The organism is Streptomyces sp. NPDC107581 (assembly GCF_055657175.1).
Map to the genome: position 1 here is coordinate 189,172 of NZ_JBVKBH010000010.1, position 22,531 is coordinate 211,702.

Annotated in this window: 19 protein-coding genes and 1 pseudogene; 8 read left to right on the plus strand and 12 right to left on the minus strand. The window is 69.7% G+C overall.

Annotated features, from left to right (window positions below; genetic code table 11):
* Window positions 1-528: 528 nt before the first annotated feature.
* On the minus strand, window positions 529-1,512 hold the full coding sequence (locus ACZ7P3_RS25915; protein ID WP_472085434.1) for a zinc-dependent alcohol dehydrogenase family protein: 984 nt from the start codon (window positions 1,510-1,512) through the stop codon (window positions 529-531).
* 119 nt (window positions 1,513-1,631) lie between these two features.
* Entirely contained in the window at window positions 1,632-2,204 is a 573-nt protein-coding gene (locus tag ACZ7P3_RS25920) for a TetR/AcrR family transcriptional regulator (protein ID WP_472085435.1), read from the minus strand.
* 294 nt (window positions 2,205-2,498) lie between these two features.
* Between ACZ7P3_RS25920 and ACZ7P3_RS25925 the strand changes: the two genes are divergently transcribed.
* The 5 genes and pseudogenes from ACZ7P3_RS25925 to ACZ7P3_RS25945 all read left to right on the plus strand — a co-directional run bounded on the left by ACZ7P3_RS25925 (window position 2,499) and on the right by ACZ7P3_RS25945 (window position 7,580).
* The gene (locus tag ACZ7P3_RS25925) at window positions 2,499-2,906 is read left to right on the plus strand and encodes a YciI family protein (RefSeq protein WP_472085436.1); all 408 of its coding nucleotides are present in this window, start codon (window positions 2,499-2,501) and stop codon (window positions 2,904-2,906) included.
* 8 nt (window positions 2,907-2,914) lie between these two features.
* Window positions 2,915-4,060 carry an RNA polymerase sigma factor gene (locus tag ACZ7P3_RS25930; protein WP_472085549.1) on the plus strand — a complete coding sequence of 382 codons (1,146 nt, stop codon included), beginning with the start codon at window positions 2,915-2,917 and terminating at the stop codon, window positions 4,058-4,060.
* A gap of 426 nt (window positions 4,061-4,486) precedes the next feature.
* Window positions 4,487-6,544 (plus strand): ATP-binding SpoIIE family protein phosphatase, encoded by a 2,058-nt coding sequence (locus ACZ7P3_RS25935; RefSeq protein ID WP_472085437.1) that lies wholly within the window; start codon window positions 4,487-4,489, stop codon window positions 6,542-6,544.
* Between the two features lie 107 nt (window positions 6,545-6,651).
* A pseudogene (locus ACZ7P3_RS25940) lies at window positions 6,652-6,894 on the plus strand (IS256 family transposase); the annotation flags it as partial.
* Window positions 6,895-6,998: 104 nt separating this feature from the next.
* Window positions 6,999-7,580 carry a shikimate kinase gene (locus ACZ7P3_RS25945; protein ID WP_472085438.1) on the plus strand — a complete coding sequence of 194 codons (582 nt, stop codon included), beginning with the start codon at window positions 6,999-7,001 and terminating at the stop codon, window positions 7,578-7,580.
* A gap of 216 nt (window positions 7,581-7,796) precedes the next feature.
* Here the strand turns inward: ACZ7P3_RS25945 and ACZ7P3_RS25950 are convergent, their stop codons facing one another.
* Entirely contained in the window at window positions 7,797-8,234 is a 438-nt protein-coding gene (locus ACZ7P3_RS25950; protein ID WP_472085439.1) for a subtilase-type protease inhibitor, read from the minus strand.
* Between the two features lie 496 nt (window positions 8,235-8,730).
* Complete coding sequence (locus tag ACZ7P3_RS25955) at window positions 8,731-9,108, minus strand: VOC family protein (RefSeq protein ID WP_472085440.1); 378 nt, start codon at window positions 9,106-9,108, stop codon at window positions 8,731-8,733.
* Between the two features lie 206 nt (window positions 9,109-9,314).
* Here ACZ7P3_RS25955 and ACZ7P3_RS25960 point away from each other — a divergent pair, with 206 nt between their 5' ends.
* Window positions 9,315-10,079, plus strand: coding sequence for an SAM-dependent methyltransferase (locus ACZ7P3_RS25960; protein ID WP_472085441.1), 765 nt, complete (start codon window positions 9,315-9,317; stop codon window positions 10,077-10,079).
* A gap of 57 nt (window positions 10,080-10,136) precedes the next feature.
* Here ACZ7P3_RS25960 and ACZ7P3_RS25965 read toward each other — a convergent pair whose 3' ends face one another.
* From ACZ7P3_RS25965 to ACZ7P3_RS25980, 4 genes are all read right to left on the minus strand, one after another.
* Window positions 10,137-10,595, minus strand: a complete 459-nt coding sequence (locus ACZ7P3_RS25965; protein ID WP_472085442.1) for a MarR family winged helix-turn-helix transcriptional regulator — start codon at window positions 10,593-10,595, stop codon at window positions 10,137-10,139.
* A gap of 154 nt (window positions 10,596-10,749) precedes the next feature.
* Window positions 10,750-12,189 (minus strand): MFS transporter, encoded by a 1,440-nt coding sequence (locus tag ACZ7P3_RS25970; protein ID WP_472085443.1) that lies wholly within the window; start codon window positions 12,187-12,189, stop codon window positions 10,750-10,752.
* A gap of 8 nt (window positions 12,190-12,197) precedes the next feature.
* Window positions 12,198-14,210, minus strand: a complete 2,013-nt coding sequence (locus ACZ7P3_RS25975) for a PEP/pyruvate-binding domain-containing protein (RefSeq protein WP_472085444.1) — start codon at window positions 14,208-14,210, stop codon at window positions 12,198-12,200.
* Window positions 14,207-15,580, minus strand: coding sequence for an ATP-grasp domain-containing protein (locus ACZ7P3_RS25980; protein ID WP_472085445.1), 1,374 nt, complete (start codon window positions 15,578-15,580; stop codon window positions 14,207-14,209). Before ACZ7P3_RS25980 ends, ACZ7P3_RS25975 begins: the two co-directional genes overlap by 4 nt.
* Window positions 15,581-16,020: 440 nt before the next feature.
* Between ACZ7P3_RS25980 and ACZ7P3_RS25985 the strand changes: the two genes are divergently transcribed.
* Both ACZ7P3_RS25985 and ACZ7P3_RS25990 read left to right on the plus strand, forming a co-directional pair.
* Complete coding sequence (locus ACZ7P3_RS25985; protein WP_472085446.1) at window positions 16,021-17,310, plus strand: PAS domain-containing protein; 1,290 nt, start codon at window positions 16,021-16,023, stop codon at window positions 17,308-17,310.
* A 184-nt stretch (window positions 17,311-17,494) separates the two neighbouring features.
* Entirely contained in the window at window positions 17,495-18,268 is a 774-nt protein-coding gene (locus tag ACZ7P3_RS25990; protein ID WP_472085447.1) for a hypothetical protein, read from the plus strand.
* A gap of 157 nt (window positions 18,269-18,425) precedes the next feature.
* On the opposite strand, the gene ACZ7P3_RS25995 is transcribed toward ACZ7P3_RS25990, so the two are convergent.
* From ACZ7P3_RS25995 to ACZ7P3_RS26010, 4 genes are all read right to left on the minus strand, one after another.
* Window positions 18,426-19,175: a transposase gene (locus tag ACZ7P3_RS25995; protein ID WP_472085448.1), complete on the minus strand. Its 750-nt coding sequence runs from the start codon at window positions 19,173-19,175 to the stop codon at window positions 18,426-18,428.
* A gap of 167 nt (window positions 19,176-19,342) precedes the next feature.
* Window positions 19,343-20,419 carry a hypothetical protein gene (locus ACZ7P3_RS26000; protein WP_472085449.1) on the minus strand — a complete coding sequence of 359 codons (1,077 nt, stop codon included), beginning with the start codon at window positions 20,417-20,419 and terminating at the stop codon, window positions 19,343-19,345.
* A gap of 191 nt (window positions 20,420-20,610) precedes the next feature.
* Entirely contained in the window at window positions 20,611-21,831 is a 1,221-nt protein-coding gene (locus ACZ7P3_RS26005) for a hypothetical protein (protein ID WP_472085450.1), read from the minus strand.
* 4 nt (window positions 21,832-21,835) lie between these two features.
* Entirely contained in the window at window positions 21,836-22,315 is a 480-nt protein-coding gene (locus ACZ7P3_RS26010; protein WP_472085451.1) for a hypothetical protein, read from the minus strand.
* Window positions 22,316-22,531: the final 216 nt, after the last annotated feature.

The window sequence follows — 22,531 nt, forward strand, 5'->3', positions numbered from 1 at the left end:
TCGACGCGATCGGCACCTCCGCCCCACAGCCGACCATCCGGCGTCCGCAACCCCACCGCTCATCGGGCCCGGCACCCGCGCTCACGACATGGCCGGCGCTGCTGCGGGACCCGGCACGCATCGGAGTCGCCCCCGGAGCGGTGGATACGGACTCCGGCACCGACCTGGCCGAAGCGCACCCGCCACCCGAAGCGCACCCGCCGCCTGAACTGCACCGGGCACCTGAACCGCACCCGCCACCCGAAGCCCGTGGCGACCTTCGATGAGAGGCACTACAGCCACATCCTCGCCGCTCACTTGGCCCACCGCCTGGCGGGGGAGGCGGGAACGGGAACAGTGACAGCCGAGGCTCGCCCTCATTCCGTGAGTCGTGGCCGAGAGACACCGCGCCTCAATCGATTCGAACCGAACCGAACCGATTCGAATTCGAACCGATTTGAACCGAATCAATCGAACCGGCCCGGCTCGTCGAGCCGTACTGCGCACCTGCCTGCCCGTGCACACCGGTCGATGGCGGACGGAGGGGCGTCAGCCGACGTCGACCACGATCTTTCCCTGGGCGGTGCCGCTCTCGACGGCCGAGTGGGCGTCGGCGACGTCGGCGAGCGTGAAGTGCCTGGGGTCGAGCAGCGGCTTGAGCGCCCCCGCATCGGCGAGGGCGGCGGCCTCGCGCATGATCTGTCCGTGGTGCTCCCGCCCGCGGCCGGTCAGCATGGGCAGCAGCGTGAAGATGCCGCTGTAGGTCGCCCCGCGGAAGGAGAGGGGCGCGATGCTGTGCGTCCCCCAGCCCAGAGCGCTCACGACGTGCCCCGTGTAGGTGCGAACCGCCGCGAAGGATGCGTCGAGGACGGAACCGCCGACGGTGTCGAAGACGACATCGAAGCCCTCGCCGCCGGTGTGCTCGGCGACGTACTCGTCCACGGCGGTGGTGGTGTAGTCGATGGGAGTGGCCCCGAGGCGCTCGACGGTCTCCAGCCGAGCCGGCGAAGCGGTGGCGAAGACCTCGGCACCGCGGGCCCTGGCGATCTGCACGGCGACGTGGCCGATGCCGCCGGCCCCGCCGTGGACGAGAACCTTCTGCCCCGCGCCGACCTGGGCCCGGTCGACCAGGCCCTCCCAGGCCGTGATGACGACCAGGGGCAGGGCCGCGGCCTCGCACATGGTGAGCGAGGCCGGCTTGCAGGCGAGCAGACGGGCGTCGACCGCCGCGAACTCGGCGAGCGAGCCCTGCAGATCACCGACGCCTCCGGTCATGCCGTACACCTCGTCGCCGGGCCCGAACTCGCAGACGCCCGCACCGACCTCCTCGACCACGCCGGCCAGATCCAGGCCGAGGACGGCCGGCAGCGTGCGCCGGGCGTGGGCCGCCCGGCCGGCCCGGATCTTGGTGTCCAGCGGGTTGACGCCGCTGGCCCTCACCTTGACCAACACCTGGCCCGGGCCGGCGTCGGGCTTCTCGATCTCGCCGAGAACCAGCGGAGCGCCGAACTCTTCCAGGACTACTGCTTGCATGGCTGCGGCTCTTTCCTGTCATGTCGGACGGGAGTGCGGGCGGTGCATCGCAGGGGGCTGCCCAGAGAGCCGGGGACGCGTGCGCCGCTCGCCGCGCCCCGGGGTGCGTTCGAGTGCGATCAGGTGTGATCGGCGACGAGCCGGCGTGCCGCGGACTTCGCCTCGTCCACGACGGTGCGGTCCTGGAGCAGGCGCCCGGAGGCCAGCGCGCCGTCGATCAGGAGACCGAGATGCCGGGCGAGCGTCGCGGGGGCACCGGCGCCGGCCTTCTCGCTCAGCTCGGTCAGCCATGCCTGACGGCGCCGCGTGTGCTGCACGGTGATGGCCCGTGCCTCCGAGTCGAGGTCCGATTCCACCGCCGCGCTGATGAACGGGCAGCCGAAGAAGCCGTGCCGGTCGAAGGCGTCCGCCAGCGCGTCGAACAGCCCGACAAGCTGGTCGCGGGAGTCGTCCCCGGCGCGTGCCGCGGCGTCCTGCAACTGTGCCGTCCAGGAGTCGTCGGTCCTGCGCAGATAGGCCGCGACGAGCTCCTCCTTGGTGCGAAAGTGCACGTAGAGGGTCGATTTCGCGACGCCCGACGCCGCAATGACCTGATCGATGCCCACTCCGCGCAGACCGTGCGCATAGAACAGCCCGGCCGCCGCAGCGAGGATCTTCTCTTCCGACTTCGTCTTCCTGACGCGCGTCGCCATGTCACCGATCACCTCCTTAATCAAACAGACTAGTTCGTTCGATTAAGCCCGGCAAGCGTGCCGCCCGAACCATGGTGTGGGCCGCACCGGGGACCGTCACCGTCCTCCCTCGGGGGCGGCACCGGATACGAACCCTCGCGCCACGCCGTGAACCGGACACTGCGGGACGGCTCATTCGGGTTCATCCACGAGAAGCAAAAAAACTTGGACGGCGATGTCGAGAACGCGTAACCGGCTCCGTCCCCGGGGTGAACGCGACCACAATGGGTCGCAACAGCACCGAGGAGACCCACGATGGCCAAGTACCTGCTGCTCAAGCACTACCGCGGCGCTCCGGCCCCGGCCAACGACGTGCCCATGGACCAGTGGACGCCGCAGGAGATCTCCGCGCACGTGCAGTACATGCAGGACTTCGCGGACCGGCTGGAGAAGACCGGCGAATTCGTCGACGGTCAGGCTCTCGCCCCCGGGGGCACCTGGGTCCGCTACGACGGCGAGGGCCGCCCGCCGGTCACCGACGGCCCGTTCGCCGAGACCAAGGACCTCATCGCCGGCTGGATGGTGATCGACGTCGACACCTACGAGCGCGCCGTCGAGCTGGCCGGAGAGCTGTCGGCCGCCCCCGGGGCGGGCGGGAAGCCGATCCACGAGTGGCTCGAACTGCGCCCCTTCCTGGTTGCCCCGCCCACCATCACGGAGTGACCTCATCGATGAACGAGGCCCTGCTGCGCAGCCTCACGCCGAGCGTGCTCGGGATCCTCGTCCGCCGCGGAGCCGACTTCGCGGCGGCCGAGGACGCCGTCCAGGACGCGCTGGTCGAGGCGGTCCGCGTCTGGCCGGCCGACCCGCCGCGGGACCCGAAGGGCTGGCTGGTCACCGTGGCCTGGCGCCGGTTCCTCGACGCGACCCGTGCGGATGCGGCCCGCCGCCGGCGTGAGGACCTCGTCGACGAGGAGCCTGCGCCCGGGCCCGGGCCCGCCGTGGACGACACGCTCCAGCTCTACTTCCTGTGCGCCCACTCGTCGCTCACGCCGTCGTCCGCGGTCGCCCTCACGCTCCGCGCCGTCGGCGGGCTGACCACCCGCCAGATCGCCCAGGCCTACCTGGTGCCCGAGGCGACCATGGCGCAGCGCATCAGCAGGGCCAAGCGCACCGTCTCCGGTGTCCGGTTCGACCAGCCGGGCGACGTCGCCACCGTGCTGCGCGTCCTCTACCTGGTCTTCAACGAGGGCTACTCCGGCGACGTCGACCTCGCCGCCGAGGCCATCCGGCTCACCCGACAGGTCGCGGCCGCGATCGACCACCCCGAGGTGGCGGGGCTGCTCGCCCTCATGCTGCTCCACCATTCCCGGCGCGCCGCCCGGACCGCGCCCGACGGCAGCCTGGTGCCGCTGGCCGACCAGGACCGCGGGCGGTGGGACACCAGGACGATCGCCGAGGGCGTCGAAATCCTGCAGACGGCCCTCGCCCGCGACCGGCTGGGCGAATTCCAGGCCCAGGCCGCCATCGCAGCGCTCCACGCCGACGCGCCCACCGCCGAGGAGACCGACTGGGTGCAGATCGTCGAGTGGTACGACGAGCTCACACGCCTGACCGACAGCCCGGTCGTCCGGCTCAACCGCGCGGTGGCCGTCGGTGAGGCCGACGGACCGCGCGCCGGCCTGGCGGCGCTGGCAGAACTGAACGACTCACTGCCCCGCCACACCGCCGTGGCCGCGTACCTCCACGAGCGCGACGGTGACCTGGCGACGGCGGCACGGCTGTACACCGAGGCGGCCCAGAAGGCCCCCAACCTCGCCGAACGCGACCATCTGACGCGCCAGGCCGCCAGGCTCAACGCCCGCCCTGCCGGCTGAACGGCACCATGGAAAGTGACCGGTATACGACGGCTCGGCCACCCGAAATACGGCAGGTCCCAGCTTGTCCACGAAGAGCCGTGAACGCATTGGTCCACACAGTCGGAGAATTCACCGACGGGCGTCGCTCGCCGGGACAATTCAATGCCGCCTTTTATTGATTGCATGCGGCTGTGCGTCTGGATGAGAGACAACCCGTGATGCTGACCATGATGATGCTTACCGCGGTCTGAAGCCGGACAAATTACGAAGAGTGTGAGATCGGCGACGCGGAATTAGATCACGCACGGCCGCGCGTGCGCACGGTATGGAACGCCTTGGTCTGCGTGGCAGTCGCGAACGGGCCACCGGCAGAGTAATTTTGTTGAGACCAAGGGGAGCGAGGTGGATCATGCCCGGTGCGCAACATCGTCAGGGGTCCAGCTCATGACAGGCAACCTCACATCGGACGGTGACGGTGCTTTCGAGGAGGCTTTGTTCCGCCAGTCCAAAGCCGGGATCGAAGTCTATGACAAGCGGCTGCGGGTGATACGGGCCAACCCTGCGGCACTGATTATGCGCGGCCTTCCCGCTCGTTCGGTGATCGGAGCCACGCTGGAGGACTTGGGGTCGTCATTGCCCATTGCCCATCTGATGAGAGGTGTGATCGACTCCGGTGACACCTCCTATGGCGAGAGTGTTTCGGTGGGTCCAGGCGTCGATGCGCATCCTCGACGCGACTATGCGGTGACGGGCTTCCCTCTTTTCGGCAATGGAAGTCGGCTCGTAGGCGCCGTCGCAGTGATTCATGACGTCACGGACCAGGTGCGGCAGAAACGGGACGTAGACCTCCTGACCGCTGCACAGGGCAGGATCGGCAGGACTCTGGACGCGCTGCGCACCGCGCAGGAACTCGCCGATGTCGCCGTGCCCCGACTCGCGGACGCGGTCGCCGTCGACCTGCTGGAGTCGGTGCTCGTCGGGGACGCTCCCGTAGGGCCGCTGAGCACGGCGCCGACGATGCGGCGAGCGGGATTTGCCGCGGGGGAGGGGCAGTACGGCGCCTACCCGGTCGGCGGGGTCAGCTACGTCGCATCACCTACGCCTTACACCCAGGCGCTGGGGGACCTGCAGCCACGCCTGATCGGAGTGCTGCCGTCGGATGCGAGCTGGCTGGAGTACGACCATGTGCGGGCCGATTTCTTCGCTCGGTGGCGGGTCCACTCCCTCATCGTGACGCCGCTGGCCACGCATGGAGTGGTGCTGGGCGTGGCCAGTTTCTACCGAAATCCCTCCCACCCCGTTCCTTTCGACGAGGAGGACCTCTCACTGGCCACCGAGCTTGCGGCCCACACCGCACTGTGCCTCGACAACGCCCGCCGCTTCACCCGGGAACACACGATCGCCACCGCGCTCCAGCGAAGCCTGCTGCCACGGGCGGTGGCGGACACTGCGGCGGCGGAGTCCGCGCACTGCTATCGACCGGGCCGGTACGGTGCCCACTGGTTCGATGTGCTCGCGCTGCCGAGCTGCCGCGTCGGGCTGGTCATCGGGTACGTCCCCGGTGAGGACCTGCGTGCGTCGGTCGCGATGGGGCGGCTGCGGACCGCGGCGTCGACGCTTGCCGCGATGGAGCTGCGCCCCGACGAGCTGTTGATCCACCTCGACGACGTGACGCAAGGCATGGCACAGGAGCAGGAGAACGACCCCGCGGCCCTGCAGGGTTCGCAGCCCGCGCTCAGTGCCTCCTGCCTGTACGTGACCTACGACCCGGTCACGAGGCGCTGCGCCGGTGCCGCGGCCGGCCATGACGGTCCCCTGCTGGGCAGTTCGAGCGGTGCGGTCCGGATGCTCGACGTGCCCCGCGGGGCACCGCTCGGCAGAGGAGCCACCTATGAGATGGTCACGGCAGAACTGCCCGAGGGGACCCTGCTGGCTCTGTATTCGGACAGCATCGTGGGGCGCTATCCGGCCGAGGCACAGGACCGCCTCAGCCGATTGCGGAGCGTGCTGGCCGACACCTCGGCAACCCCACAACAGATCTGCGACACCGTCGCCTATCAGTTGATGCGCAGCACCCCGCAGGACGGGGCAGCACTGCTCGTGGCCAGGGTCCATGGCCTCGATCCGGACCGAGTCGTCGCCTGGACCTTTCCCGCCCAGGCGTCCTCGGTCCGCGAAGCCCGTGAGACGACCCGTGAACGACTGCGGCATTGGGGGCTGCAGGAGCACGCCCCGCTCACCGACCTGGTCGTCAGCGAACTCGCCACCAACGTGATCCAGCATGCCGACGGCCCCATCAGGTTGCGTCTCATCCTCGACCGCTCCCTGACCGTGGAGGTCTCCGACGACGCCGACACGGTCCCGCACCTGCGCCACGCCAGGCTTCAGGACGAGGGCGGACGCGGTCTGTTCATCGTCGCCTCCCTCGCCCATCACTGGGGCACCCGTTACGAGGAGGACGGGAAGACGATCTGGGCGGAGCTGGATCTGACCGCCGCGTGACACCGAGCGCGCGGTGCATCGGCTCGGGAGGGCGTACCTTCGCGAGTGATCGATCGACTGGTGTCGAGTAGACCCGGCGTTGCCGCGCGGGTCGGGAGGACGTGCCCGTGCTGAGCGTAGTGAACGCCGACGGAACCACCGCCCATGGATCCTCCCTGATCGACGAGATCGTCCGAGAGGGGGTCCGGCGGGTGCCGGCCGCCGTCCTGGAGGCAGAAGTCGACGCCTTTATGGCCGAGTTGTCTGACGAGCGTGACGACAGCGGGCGCCGTCCGGTGGTGCGCTACGGCTACCACAGGCCTCGGAAGGTGAGCACGACGGCCGGAATGATCGAGGCGCAGGCACCGCAGCCGTGGCGGGCCGTGGACGCATCCCACCTCGCCGCCCTCGTCCGTGCCGGAGCCGCATGCTTCGAACGCGGACTCCTCGTCGAACGTGTCGAGGTGACCGTCGCGTGAGCAGGCATGCGCCCGCAGAGGCACCTTGGACGGTTCTGGTCGGTCCGGCCGGCACCGGAAAGACCGCACTCGGCCGGGAGATCGCGGCAAGGACGCAAAGACCGTTCATCGACCTGGACGCCGTTGCGGACGGGTACTACGCGCAGGTGGGATGGAGCATGGCCAGACTCCGCGAGCGCATCGCCGCCATCGGGCGCCTCGCGGCCGAGGCCGAGTGGGAACCGGCCCGAGCACACGCCGTGGCATGTGCCGTCGCCGACCACCCTGACGCGGTGATCGCGCTGGGCGCAGGCCACACCAGCTTCACCGACGAGCAGCACCTGGCCACGGTCCGCACCGCACTGGTTCGCTGCCGTGAGGTGGTCCGTGTCCTGCCCTCCGCCCACCGTGAGACCTCGTTGACCGTCCTGCGGCGACGCTGCACGGCGGACAAGGGCCGTACCTGGATCATCGACGGACACGACTTCCTCGCCCACTGGCTCGACGACCCGGGCACCCAACTGGTCGCGACACGGACGATCTACACCGGAAACGAGACTCCCGCCCAGACCGCAGCACGGCTCCTCAGACACAGCTGAGCAAGGCACACGACCAACACAACACAGACCCACGGATATCGACAATTATTCAGTGACGCCGATGCCCACCGACATCGGTTCTCGCTCTTCACCTGCGCAGCCACCAAGGCGGCGCCCGGACCGAGATCCGAGCGCCGCCTCCGGCTTCGACGCAACCGCCGGCCGGCCGTCACCTCGTCGACCCGGCCGGCCTGGGCCGGGTCTGCGCCGGTGAGGTCAGAAAGCGAAGAGGCTGCTCTGTCCGACCGCGTTGTTCATTTCGCAGGAGTTCGCAAAGGTGTGTTTCCAGGCGGTGCGTGTACCCTGCCAGACGCCGTCGACCGTGATGGTGACGGGAGACCAGAGCCGCATACAGGCCTGCCCGGGTGCCGCGGACAGCAGGGAGTCGAGCCTGCCGTCGGCGTTGCGCAGCTCCGAGCAGGCCGCCGCAGGGGCGGGATGGCTGCCGGTGGCGCCGGGCGCACAGCTCAGGGTGACCGCGCGAGCTGCGGTGTCGGTCGATCCTCCGGGGTAGGACAGGGTGAGGACCAGTGCCGAGGGTGCATAGAGGCCGGCCGGCGCTGCGGTGGCCGTGCCCGAGACCGCGGTGAGTGCGGCACCGATCAGGGTGACGGCGGCTGCGGTGGCACCGGCGAAGCGCAGGTTCATGCGCATGAAAGCTCCTTGATGAGGATTGGGGGCCTTGTGGGCCGGGAGAAGCTTCACCTGAGCAACGGTGCAAGGCCAGTTGATCGAGCACCTTTTGGACGTGCTCGAACTGTGTGCATGCTGTGAATCACATGTGTGCAGGTCAAGTGCGTGACCACGACTGAGAAAATCTTCATTCACTGTGAACGTGTTTGAATTTGTATAGTCTTGATTGGGGATAAGGCCAGTTCAGGCAGGTCGCCGCGCTGCACAGAATGGCCGGAAGTCAGGGCGTGCGGTCGTCGTGGCCTCCAGGCCTGACGTTCCGTCGGGCAGCCCGAGAGAACGACGCATCCCGGCGGCACAGCCCACCGGTGGGGCCCGGGACCCAGCCACGAGGAGTACATCAGGGGTCGGCCAGGGCAAGCGAGGAGCCGCGTTCCTGGGTACCGTCACCGCCGCCGCACACGCTGCCTGGCTCCGGTCGTCATCACACTGGGCGTCGGCGCCCGCAGCCTCTTCGTCAGTGACGGACCAAGCAGAACGGATGGCCCGCAGGGTCGGCGTATACCCGCCAGCTCCGTCCGTCCGCACCGTCGTCCAGCAGCCTGGCGCCCTGGGCCAACGCCTGTTCTTGAGCGCGGTCCAGGTCGGCCACACCGAAATCCAGGTGGAACTGCTGTGGCCGGCTCGGGTCCGGCCACAGCGGCGGCTGGTACTCCGCCGCCCGCTGGAAGGCCAGGACGAGGCCGGACGCCGTGTGCAACGTGGCCCAGTCCTCGCTGAGCGCCCATCGCCGGTCCGGCTGATCGACGGTGCCGCCAAGGAGCGACCGGTAGAACTCGGCGAGTTCACCGGGGTCGGAACAGTCCAGCACCACGCACTGCAGGTCAGCGATCACGGGTGTAGATCCTAGGCGGCTGTCCGCAGGCTCGACCACTCATAATGGAGAACGCCGGCACCCTCACCGCACTCCTCATCCGGCTCCACGCGTGACCGGAGAGACGGGATCGACGGCGGCGGCATCGTGACACGCGGGCGTAGAGCCGCGGTGGTGAGGCGAAATCAGGTTGTGTCCGGGGCGGTGATCGGCTTGGGTTCGTGCTCGTGACTGCCTTGAGTGACCTTGCACGTCCGGACCGGTATCCGCGCTCTTCTCGCTATGCCCCGGCCTGGTTGCTCGACCTCGACATGGGCCCCAATCCGTTGTGGCTGCTGGAGGACCTCGTCGAGAACCTGGATCTGCGCCCGGGAATGCGCGTTCTCGACCTCGGCTCCGGCAGGGGCGCCACGTCGGTGTTCCTGGCTCGCGAGTACGGCGTCCAGGTCGTTGCCGCCGATTTGTGGATCGCCCCCGAGGACGCGGCAGCCGTCTTCGCCGAGGCAGGCGTAGGCGACCAGGTGAAGGCCGTACGAGCGGAGGCGCACGCCTTGCCGTTCGAGGAGGAGAGTTTCGACGCCATCGTCAGCGTGGACGCGTTCGAGTACTTCGGTACGGCGGACGGCTATCTGCCCTACCTGGTGCGGTTCCTCCGTCCCGGCGGACAGCTGGGCATGGCGACGCCCGGCATGACACGGGAGGTCCGTGAGCTCGGGGCGATCCCGCCCCACATCAAGGACGTGGTCGGCTGGGAAGCGATCGGCTGGCACACGGCGGACTGGTGGCGCTTCCAGTGGGAGATCACCGACTTGGTGGAGGTCACGTCCGCGCGGCTGCAGCAGGACGCCTGGCGGGACTGGCTGTTGTGGGCCCGGGCAGGGGCCGAGCACCGGCCGGACGGCCGGAGCGCGAACCAGCCCGTCATCGACGTGCTCACCACGGACGGCGGGGAATTGCTCTCCTTCGCTCTGATAACCGCACGCAAGAACTGAGCGGTCGGCAAGCCGTCGGCCGTTCTGTCTCTCCAGTCGTGACCGGAGAGACAGAACCTAGTGGTGCCAGGCACGCCCCCCTGTGTTGTGGATGAACCGCTGCAGCACCTTCAGAGTCGTCACGTACTCCTCGTCGGAAATGCCCGCGTGCCGTTCCGCCCAGAGTTCGTCCTGGAGAGCCGCGGCCTTGTCGTAGAACGTCCTGCCTTCGGCTGTGATGCTCAGGCGTCCCTCGGAATCCTCGGTGATCCAGCCCTGGGCGAGGGTCGTGTCGATCTCCGACTCCATGGTTTCCGGGCCCGTGTCGAGGTAGTTCCGCAGGAGGCGGGACACCTCGTCGCGCGTGGTGACCGTGCGGGCCCGTGCGACCTGGGCGAGGACCCACCACTGCGGCTGGGTGGTCCCGATCCCGGCGAGGGCGGTCCGGACGCGGGTGACGACGGCGTTGAATGCGGCCCAACTCCAGTAGCCGATGGGCTGCTGGAGCAGCTGGGCGTCGTTGTGCGAGTACTCCACGGCCGGTTCCTCCGTCTTTGTTCGATCTGGTCCGACGAGATCGACCGTAATAACTCGACCTGACTTGAGGTCAAGGATCGGATCCGCTCCCTGAACCGCCGGATGGTGAGGTCACCCGGACCGTCCCGCTGAGCGGTGGATGCCCTGCCCTGCCTCACGGGTGCGGGGCGACGCCCTCGTCGACCGGCAAGGGAACGGGCTCGTCCGCCCCGCACGGCCCCGCCTCGACCGATTCCCGCAGCCCGGACACCGAGCCGGAAGACGAGCCGGGCACCGAGCCGGAGATCGAGCTGGAAATCGCACTGGTGCCTGCCCGACGAGCCCGTGTGCGCGCCACACGCCCTCCGCGGGTGCCTGTCGGTCCCAGCCGGTGCAGTGCGAGATGCAGGACCGGTATCAGCACGCATGTGATCGCGGCACTCTGCCACAGCAGCGCGTCCAGGCGGCCGGCCGCCAGGTACGCCCCGGCGGCGACCGCGGCCAGTGCGCAGACGCCACGGTCGACGATGCTCTCCACCGACAGCAGCGTGGCCCGCGGCGCGTCCGCCGGAATGGCGTCGTTGACGAGTTTGCGCTGTACGGGATAGACGAACCCGGTGATCGCGGCGAACGCGCACAACAGCGCCACCACGAGCCAGGGCCCACCGAGCGCGGTGCCCGCCAGCGCCGCCGCGAGCGCCACGCTCAGCAGAGACACCCACATGGCCGGCGACAGCCGGCGGCTCAGCCACTGGGGACGGGCCGAGGCCACGGCTTCGGCCACCGTCATGGCCGCAAGCACACTGCCGTGCGTGCTCTCCCCGATCCCGTGTTCCAGGAGGACCGGCTGGAAGAGGTTGACCTGGCAGATCCGCGACAGCGTGAACACCGCCACGCCCTGCACCATGAGCAGCGGCAGCCACGGCGACGCACGCAGGGCACGCAGAGCGGCACCGGTGTCACGGACGAGGGCTCCGGTCCGCCGCCCGCGCGCGCCCGGCCCCGTGCCCGTACCGCGCGGTGCCAGGCGCGGCAGCGCGAGCGCACAGCCCAGGGACCCGGCCGCGCTCGCCGCGCTGAGCACGTACGGGGTCTGGGGAGCAAGCGCCATGAGCGGGCCGACGAGCGGCCAGCAGACCACCTTGGCGGCCAGTCCGAGGGACCGTGCGGTCCCCTCGGCCTTCAGGTAGTGGGCATCGGCACCCTCGGCGCGCAGACCGTCGTAGAGATAGGCACTCGCCGCGCCCGACGTGAGCGACCGTCCGGCCGCGATGGCGAGGAAGTGCACGAGGAAGCCGGTGTATGACGGGGCCAGCACCGGCGCCAGGTTCGCCGCCGTCATGACGACCGCGCCCGCGCGCAGGCAGTTGCGGGCGCCGATGCGGTCGGCGACCACCCCCGTCGGTATCTCGAACAGGCAGAACGCTATGTAGTAGATGCTCTGGATGCCGAAGATCTGACTGTCGGACAGACCGGCGTCGCGCTGGTAGGCGTAGAAGACGGGCATCCACCACAGCAGGTTGAACAGCAGCTGGAACCCGTTGTTGAGACGGATGATGCGCCGGGCGGCCGGGGAGGTGACCGGCTCCGTACGACGGCGCAGCAGGGCGGGCATGCGGCGGCTCACCGGGCGTAGGGGCGGATCTGGACCAGGTGGAACGCCCCTCGGTCCGTCATCAGCCACTCGATGTCCAGCGCGTCGTCGGCGTCGGCCTCGCTGAAGTGGGACTGCAGCAGCCGTCCGGTGAAGGCGAGCCGGGCGAGCGCCGCACGTGTCGGCGACGGGAGATCCGTGCCCGCGGAGCCGATGTCCACCGTACGTCCGCCTCCCTCCACGGTGTTGTACAGGTACTGCTGGGGCAGGACGCTGCCGTCCACGACCCGCTCGGGCGACCCCGGCGTGCAGTTGAGGTACACGTTGCGGAAGTCCTCCCGGCGGGTGGGGTTGCAGGTGACCAGCACACCGCCGAGGCTCGCGGGCACGTACTCCTGGACGATCACGCCCATGTAGGTGTCGTCCAGGGAGATGCCGACCTGGTGCCGCAGACGCACGCTGCGCGGCGACAGCAGTGATGCCCACACCTGTCGCACGGCGTCCAGGAGCTGTTCCGTCCCGCGCACGGTGGTCACCGAGTCGTAGATCCCCGCCGCGGAGAAGCCGGGCAGGTCCTCGGCGTTGGAGGAGGAGCGCACCACCATGCGGCGGCCGTCGGCCAGCAGCTCCGGCACCGCGCCCGTGATCGCCCGGTGCACCTCGTCCGGCACCGGTGTGCCACGCACGAGGTGCTGGAGGCTCAGGCACAGCGGATCCACGATGTCGAACGCTTCGAGTTCCAGGGCCATCTTCAGCTTGCCTATGCCCTGTTGGAGCGCGGGGGAGGAGGTCAGGAACAGATGGTGGAGGCGGAACGGCAGCGCCACGCCCTCGGGGGCACGGACCGTCCTGGCCACGTGCTCGACCGCCGCGGCCCGCAGTCGCTCCGGTGCGGCCTCCCGTTCGCCGAGACGAGCGGCGAGGTGGCCGAGGAGATGGGGGCGCGGCGGGCGCGGACGCGCGTAGAACACCGTCAGGTCGGCGGTCCGGCTGTCCAGGACATGGTGCAGTTCCCCCAGGTTGGCCGCCTTGGTGCCGTAACTGTCACGGTCGGTGCGCCGCAGCCGGTGCAGGGCCAGGACGGGTGCCTCCTCCAGCAGCGGTGTCTCGATCCGGATGCGCTGCTGGTGCCAGGCGGGCCTCTTCAGGGCCGGCGGACCGGACAGGGGCTCCAGCGTGACGGAGTCCTCACGGACCCGGTAGCGCACCCAGGCACCGTCCAGGCCGTCGCGCCGCACGAGGGCGTCGAGGTCGCGGACGATCGCGTTCGGGATGCCCCAGCCCGAGGCCAGCACGTTGGTGTGCGAAAGCGGTGTGGTGGGGGCGGTGTTGACGAATCCGGCGACCCTGGGCACGTCGTCGGGGAGCCGGGGCATCGCGACAATGTCCGACCAGCCGAGATCCGCGGCGGCGGTCTCGTACTCGGCCATGGTCCGGAAGCGGCGCAGCCGCCCCTCGGCCTCTCCGGGGTTGAGGCAGGTGCGGGTCCGGTCGCCGAACAGCTCGTGGCTGAGGATGCGCGGTACGCGCGCCTCACCGACCGAGGAGAGTTCGTGCTCCTGGCCGTGGTTGGCGGGTTTGAGCAGCAGCGGCAGACGTCCGTCCACCCGCCCGCGCACATAGAGATAGAACTCCTCCAGCAGCGGGCCGTGCATGGTGTCCGCCTCGGTGGTCTCCAGCACCAGGAAGGGACGCTCGGTGCCGTCCGGGTCCTCGTCGGTGTGGAGGGACAGCACTCCGAGGAGGAATCGGCGTTCGGGGTTCATGTACACGGATGCGTTGAAGGCGTCCAGGTCCGCGTCGAGCTCGTCCAGGGTCAGACCGAGGACTCGGGTGGCGATGTAGTCGACGTGGAAAGGGTGCACCTGCGTGTCCAGCAGGTGCCAGGTGTCCTCGGCACGGTCCACCACGACCTTCAGATACGGATGCCCGGCCAGCACTCCGGACAGCGTCCGGAACAGGGGCAGCGACAGGTTGGCGCCGACGACCGTACGGTCGCCTCCGGCAGCGGGTACGTCGGCCTCGTCCAGGGCGAGGTTCATGCCCGCACCCCCTCGGTGACGTCGGTGGGCAGGATGCGCGGCAGAGCGTCCACCAGGGCGGTGAAGTCGCGGATGACGCTCTGCGGCCGGTCGGCGGAGAGCAGGCACAGCCCCGCCATGGTGTTGGCGCCCGCGACCGGGTCGTAGACCGGTACGGGTGAACCGTCCGGCAGTGAACTCTCACGCACGACGGACAGGGTGCTGCCCGCGCCGACCGGAGCGGAGCGGACCACCGACGCGGAGTCCCACCGATGCCGGCGTGCCCATGGGGCGCCGGCGCCGTCCACGGCGAGGACGACGAGGGACCCGGCCGCGCCCTCGGCGTCCTCGGGCGTCAACGCCCGGGCCGGCCAGCGCGTCGGCTCCCCGAGCAGCTGGCCGGTGAACATCGCGACCAGGTCGAGCCCGAAGACCTCCTCGATCTGCGGCACCGTCATCGCGCCGCCGAAGCGCGCCGCCGTCTCGATCACCCACATGCGGCCGTCCGCGCCCAGCTTGATCTCCGTATGGGTGCCGCAGTTCTCCAGCCCGAGCGCCTCCACGGCCCGCCGGGCCAGCTCGACGATCCGGGTCTGGGCCGCGGCGCCGACGGCGGCCGGCGTGATGCCGGCGCGTTCGGTGAACGGTGCCACCGTCGGCATCCGGCCGCTCAGACAGACCGGCCGGAAGACGCCGTCCACGACCACGCCCTCGACGCTGACGTAGTCACCCCAGCCCGATCCGTCGAACCACTCCTCGGCACAGCCGCTGACGATCTCCTCGACGATGAAGTCCTCGCCGGCGCCCGCGACATGGAGCTCCGCGTACCCGAGCCGCGCCGACTCGGCCATCACCGTGCGCGACCGTTCCCAGGCGTCCGGTACGTCCGCGGACCCCTCGATGATCTGGTGCGCGGTCGAGCCGGCGCTCCAGGCCGCCTTCAGCAGCAACGGGCAGGTCAACTCTGCTGCCGCGTCCTGCAGTTGCCGCGCAGTCGCGACCGCCCGGAAGCGGGGCTGGGGTATGCCCTGGCGTTCCCAGGCCGCGCGCATCAGACGCTTGTCGCGGGCGAGGGCCGCGGCCGGCCCGGCGCCCCGCAGCCCGAGCAGCCGGGAGGCCTCGGCGACCGCGACCACCGCATACTCCGAGAAGGTGATGACGGCGTCGGCGCCGACCTCGCGGGCGCGGGACACGATGAGTCCGACCAGATCATGTCCGTCCGCGTCCACGCCCGCGACGACCGAGGCGCACAGCCCCGCCGCGTCCGCAGCCACACCGGCGGGCAGGTCGCTGAGTGCCAGCAGGTGCACGGCTGACCTCGCGGCCACCCGGGGCAGGGCGTACCCGACCGGAGGGCCGCCCTTGGCATGCACGTACAGCACCTTCGTCACGAAATCCCATCTCCTCTGCTCACTGGGGCGCTTGCTTCCTGATGCACGACGTTCCGTGCGGCGTTCCGTGCGGCGTTTCGTACGACGTTGGCGCGATGGTTGGCCCGATGTGTCGCGCTGCGCGTGGCGCGGCCGCGTCGGGGTGCGCAGGTCGGTCGTGCACCGTTGCGCCGTCTCGTTCAGTTGCGCCGTCTCTTCCAAGCGAAGCAGCCCGGTTGCCCGCTTCCGGGCGTGCGAAGCGCCGGAGTCTCAGGCAAATGCCCTACTGATGGCGGCGATTGACGCCATGTGAAGGTCCCGTGATGCGTTAGTGCCCGGCCCGGGTACGTGCGCGCTGCGCCCGGACGCGTGCCGGACCGCCCTGCATGCCGCACGCGCCTACGGGACACGCATGAGGTGTTACTCAAAGTAATGTCGTGGAATGTTGAAGGAGTTGACTCGTGGACGAGGCCGATTTCAAGACGCTGCTCGCGCCCCTCCCGGTGTCCTGGTGGGAAGCGGACGGCGGCTCGGAGCTGGTCGAGAGCGGGGGCGGCGCCTTCGCCGACGAGCGCACTGCCCGCCGCTTCCTGCGGGCCCTGTGCGCCGATCACGGCGGTCCGTCACCCTTACCCGGCGACGGCCCCTACCAGGCGCGCTTCGAAGGCCGCACGTTCGACGTCAACTGGCCGGCCCAGTCAGAAGGCACGCCCTGCCGCCGCAGCAGGGGAGTCGCGGTCGAGGTGGGCGGCGTGGCGGCCGGGACGGGACCGTACGCGTCCTTCGCCGACCTGAGCCCGGCCGCGGTCTTCGTCCGCGACGCCGACGGCCGCTACGTCTGGGCCAACCACGCCTACGCCCACCTGTACGGAACCACGCGCGACACCCTGATCGGCCGGCACCTCGCCGAGGTCGACGGACCCGATGACGCGGCGCGCTTCCGCGCCCTCGACGAGGAGGTCCTCACCGGCGGGCACTCCGTGCGGCACACCCTCGTCTACCGGCGAGCGGACGGTGCTTCCGGGCACGTGGCCGGTTACCGCTTCCCCGTCCGCTGGGGCTCGCTGCGCTGCGTGGCGGGCATCTACGTCGACATCACCGACTACACCCGTGCCCTGGACCAACGGCGTCAGGCCGAGGCGGACCTGCGGGCGCTGCGGGACCACAGCGGCCTCGCCTGCCTGCGCCTGTCCGCCGACGGAGTGGTCAGAGAGGCGGGCGCCGCCGTCGCCGAGCTGCTGCGCGTCCGTATGGGCGACCTCGTCGGATCGCCCGCCGACACCCTGCTGGCCGAAACGCCCGAACGGACGGCACTGCACCGGATCTGGGACGAGCTCATCGCCGGCCGGCGCAGAAGCGCGCGCACCAGCGCCGTGCTCGTCGACGGGGACCGCCGCATGCGCCGAGCCTGGATCCACCTGAGCGTCGTACACCGCGCCGCGGAACACGTGCCCGGTGTCTGGGCGGTCATCACCCGGCTCGGCCTGAGCCACGAGGCGCACCCACCGCTGACGGCCGCCCAGGTGCGCATACTCGCCCTGCTGGCCGCCGGGCACAGCAATGCGGACATCGCCACAGCGCTGCACCTCTCGCGGCAGACCGTCGACTACCACCTGAGCCGCCTGCGGCACCTCCTGGGAGTCGCCACCCGCCCGGCGCTGGTGGCCCGGGCCTACGTGCTCGGCATCCTCTCTCCGCACTCCTGGCCGCCGCGCTCCACCACAGCGGCACATCCGCTCAGCCCTGCCTGACGGGTCGGGCCCCGCCGCGCAGGAGTGTGCCGCGCTCCCGGATGCTCCCGGGCCGGACAACTGCCCTGTTCCCCGCAGCCGTCGGGAAACGGCGGCACTCCTGATGAGCCGTCCGGGATGACGCATTGGGCCGGATGCCGCGTCCGGATGCGGGTGGCGTCCGTCTCGCCACAAGATCCTGGTCATGCAGATATTCACGCAGACCCCGTCCTCCCGTCGGCCGACGCAGCGCGGCGGTGTACGCCATGCCATATGCACGGCGCTGGCCTGCGGCGTCCTGCTGGCGGCCGGGACGGGGTGCGGCCACGGGACCGAGCGGAAGGTCCCCGGCGGTGCACCGGGTGCCGCGTCCGCCTCTCCCGGCGAGGCCGTGGGCACTCGCCTTCCGGGCGTCGGAGACCGGATGTGGGGGCAGGTACCGGCCAGTACCAGCCAGGCGGTGGTCGTCTACGGCGAGCGCTGGGACTCACCCGACAGCCTCGCCGTTCTCTACCAGAAGCGGGGGTCGACCTGGGAGCGAACGGCAAGCTGGCCCGCGCACAACGGTAAGGCGGGCTGGACGACGGACCACCACATGGACGACGAGCGCAGTCCCGTCGGCGTGTTCACCCTCACGGACGCGGGAGGCACGCTCGCGGACCCCGGGAGCCGACTGGAGTACTGGCAGGACGACAACGCCTACGCGTCCATGCTGAACCCGGACGAAGCCCACGCCCATGACTTCGACTACGTCATCGCCATCGACTACAACCGGCTCAAGGGCGCTCCCCCCTTCGACTGGAGCCGCCCCGACGGAGTCGAAAGGGGCGGCGGAATCTGGCTGCACACGGACCACGGCGACGGCACATCGGCCTGCGTCACCGTTCCGGCGGACGGTATGAGGACCCTGCTGCGCACCCTGGATCCCGCGCAGCACCCCGTCGTACTGATGGGGGACAGGGAACGACTCGGTTCCTGAAGCCTGAGAAGCCGTGCGCGTGCCCTGCCCACTACAGCTGGGCAGTACGTCGCTGGACCGTCGCGGTGGTCCGGTCACCGCGCCCGGGCGGCAACGGCCGTGCTGCTCCTCGCTGGGGACCGCGGTCTGCTCACGATGCCCGGGCGATTGAGCTCTTTCAGCGTTGCCGCTCCAGGGTGAGCACCGCAGCCGCGATTGACGACATTCGATTTGGGCTGCAGCGTGCGTGGTGGAAGATCCGCCAGGACTTCAGGCGGGCCACGCCCCGTTCGACCGGTGCCCGTGTTGCCGAGAGCGCGCGGTTGACGGTGCGCTGGGTCGGTGACAGGTCACGACCGGGTGGGCGTCTGACCGGTGTTGTCACCCAGGGGCCAGCTCCAAGGTAGGCGCGGTCGGCGAGGACCGGGATGCCCTGGCGTTCGCAGATCCGGATGATCCGGTGGGTGCGGGCCGCGGTCAGGTCGTGGGTACGGCCTGGCAGGGCGGGTGAAAACCACAGAACCCGGCCGGCTGGGTCGGTCACGATCTGGACGTTCACGCCGTGGCGTCGGTGCTTGGCGGAGTAGTCGGCCCGGCCATCGCCCAGGCGGTCGCATGCGGCGAGGGTGCCGTCGAGCAGGACGAAGTCCGGGTCGGCTTCCCGCAGGACTTTGAGCAGGCCAGGTGCCCGCACCGCGAGCAGGTCGACCACGGTGTGGGCGTAGGCGTGGGCGGTGCCCACCGAGATGCCGAAGCCGGCGGCGATCTGCGCGAGGGTGTCGTGCTTGCGCAGGTACACCAAGGCGACCAGCGCGCGCTGGCGCGGTGGGAGCTTGCAGCGGCGGTCACCCTCACGGGTGACGATGAGCATGGTGACCCACTCAACCAGGGCGTGCGGCAGGTCGAGTGCGGCAGGATGGGGAACCAACGAGGCTCCTGTGCCGACGGGTTGGGACTTCGAACACCTCCCCCAACGGCACAGGAGCTTCGTGCGTTGCGGGTCCCGCCGCCGTGAGGCGAACAGCCTGTCACGCACCCTGGCGCGGCGGCACTTCTGCCACAGGCTGCGGGAGGGTGCGTGACAGGCCCGGCAGCTCATTGGATCAGGTCGGTGTGCGGATGCTCGGGGGAGATGGGGCAGATGTAGATCTGCATGTTGTCGGTGCTGCCGACTTCGACCTTGGTCGGCCGCGACGGGCTCTGGCCACAGCAATGACCAGCTGTGTTGGCGGCGGCCTGGTCTTCGCAAGGTGCCCAGCTGTGTCCCTCGCCGCCGTCCCATTCGCGGGAGGCGATGGTCAGCAGCGGGGCCATCTGCACATCGCAGACAGTGCAGTACCGGGGGTTGGGGTCGGTGCGGCCCCACGGGGGCCAGCCGCCGACCTTCCAGCCGGGCGCGTCCGCCAGATGGACGTCATGGAAGTCCCGCGGACAGTCCGCGTGCTCGGAGCTGTCCACGTCGACGCCCGCCGCCTGCCATCTGCCCCGGTCCTCCACCATCAGCCGCATCTGCGGGCTCAGATCGAGGCTGGCGGGGTAATCGATGATCGCTTCCGGTGCGAGCACGCACGGCTCCGGCACATATCCCTGCCAGTTCACCTCGTACGGTTCGGGCGGTGTGGCGAGGATGTCGACGACCTCGGCGGCGGACCGCCAGAACAGTGCGGTCGACGGCTTGTGATGCGGATCGTGGTCGTAGGGGCACCATAGGACCTGGAGCAGATCGGCCCGTCCGGGCGGCCGCAACAGGGGTATGTCACGCAGATACAGCTGGGCCACGGGCAGCATGGGGACCGGGCAGTCCGCGGGCGGAGGGCCAGCGTCGAGCCGCTCCGCGAGCCTCGCGGCGTTCCGTTCCTTGATCGCCGCCTCCTCGGGCGTCATCCCAGGACCATCGTGATCGCCGTGCCATCGGACCTGCATGCGCCTCATGAGCCGCACGTCGGCCGGCGACTCGCGGAACCCGCTGTCCACGTGCAGGTGCGAGGCTTCGCAGTGTGGCCACGGCTCCTCCACCGGCCACAGCAACGGCCCCCCGACCGAGCTCTCCCCGACCGAAGGCGACCCGGGGCGAGGGTGCAGCCGAATCGCAGGACGTGCCAACGGTGCCAGCTCGGGAAAGACCGCGGTCACGTCCACGGGCCGCGGCGGAGTAGTACGTACGAAAACCATGCCAGTGATCCTCTCACCAGCCACTGACAACTCCTGGCCGCCTCAACCAGCTTCGGTGGCACCGGTGTTCAGCTGGTCAAGTCCAACGCATGCAGCCCCGGCCACAGCGACAGCGACAGCAAGCCTGCCTACGTGACAACCAGCGTGCTTCGGCCCAGCCATCACTCGATCAGTGGCCCCTCTGAAAAGGCTCATTGAATCGAAATCGTGAGAATGCCCGTGAGCTCACACACCGCGGTGATGACGATGGGCAGAACGTAGCCTGCGGCCATCGCAGTCGTAATGATCAGCCGTTTCCTCAGTGCGGGTACCAGCGAGTCATCGGCGAGTGACGCGAGCCGGAGCCGCTTCTCCGCGCTCGGGTGCTTGTCCTGCAGTTCCTGGAGGAATTCCGTCATGTGAGACGTGGTGACGGCGTCCCGGCACGCTTCGGAATCCGCGCGCAGCTCCTGAACGAGCGGGACGAGCCGTGCCGCACGCCGTACGCTCATGACGCCCAGTGTGACGACGATGACCGAGCTCACGCCGACGACCAGCAGGTTTGCGGTCAGCGAAGAGACCGTTGCCACGTTGAGAAAGGCCAGGCACTTCCCGACACCGGGGCATACGGTCAGCAAGCGTCGCTTGCCAGGGTCGTCGTGCTGCACATGCGAGACCTCGTGCAGCAGCCGGACCGTGGTCTTCTCGTCGTGACGCAGCAGTGGCCGCCATTCCATGGGAATGAACACGACGGTGTCCGGATCCCTCAGGTTCAGCCGGACCTGCCGGGAACCGTGTATCCAGGCGACGGGGAGCATGGCGGTCACGGCACAGACGAGGAACACCATGAATGCCGGAGTGTCGGTGAATTCCGTGATCCGGTTCTGGAAGACCGCCGCGACGATCCCGACGACCCCGCCCAGCGCGGACAGAGCCCCGTTACGAGGCACGGTCCAGTCGTTCATCCGGCCCAACCGACCCGGCGACGGGCGGGCGATATGACGCGCCCGCAGGTTTCCCTTGCGGTCCCAGAAACTCAGCGCACGCAGGTGTTCCGGATCCAGCCCGGCCGAGACGAACACCGCGCGCACGCGTGACCAGCCCGGGTCGGACCACACCACGGGACGGTATTTCGTGCCGCTGTGACGGTGGCTGTACGAATGCCTGGCCCAGACCTGAAGCATCCCCACCAGCACGACCGCCACGGGCAGCAATCCGGCCGCGATGCCGAAGAGCAGGACACCGACGGGATGAGAGACCGGATCGTCGCCCTCCTGACCGATGGTCACCACGACCAGGGAGAAGAGAACGAAGGGGGCGAACAGGACTGCCCACAGCAGACGGAGGGCGTGGATGAGCGAGCGCGTCTGGCGCGACCGACACAGGACAACCGCCTCGGCCGCGCCCGGGGCGCGGCCGGATGCCGTCTCCACGCCGCTATGCCCGGTCGGACGACCGGTTCTCGGCCCTGGCCCACGCTTCCAGCTGCGCTCGCACGATGACGCGCAGCGTCTCCTCGTCGACTTCCGCCGGCGTGGTCAGCCCGGGCGCGATCTCCTCCGCGACATCGTCCACGGAGGGCTGTCCCGCCTCGTCCCCGCGGAGCAGCTTCACCACGAAGACGACGGCCTCCCGGATGCCGCGCTCGACCGCCATGTCGGTCGCCACCGACACGACTTTGACCGCGATCTGACCGAGGAGGGTGAGCCCGATGCCGAGGAACACATGGGTGTCGGCGATACCGGCGTCGGCATCGTCCAGCGGGGCCGAATCGTCCCCCGGGATACGACCGGTCTCCCGCAGGTCCTCCGCGAATTCCTCGAACAGATCCTCTCGGTCCTCCGGAGCCACCACGGCGGCCGAAGCGTCGACCATGGCAAGAATCCGTTCGGCGTCAATGGCGTTCGACCTCTGCATGGTCCCCCCTCGTCACGCGCATCGCGCGTGTCGGCCCCCTCGGCGCGCCCCGACTGACATGCGGGAGTCTATCGCCGGAATCCTCCCGCTTCAGCCGGATTCCCTGCTTCCGGTCGCCCCGGTCGCCCCGGTCGCCCCGGTCGCCCCGGTCGTCCCGGTCGTCCCGGTCGTCCCGGTCGTCCCGGTCGTCCCGGTCGTCCAGGTCGTCCAGGTCGC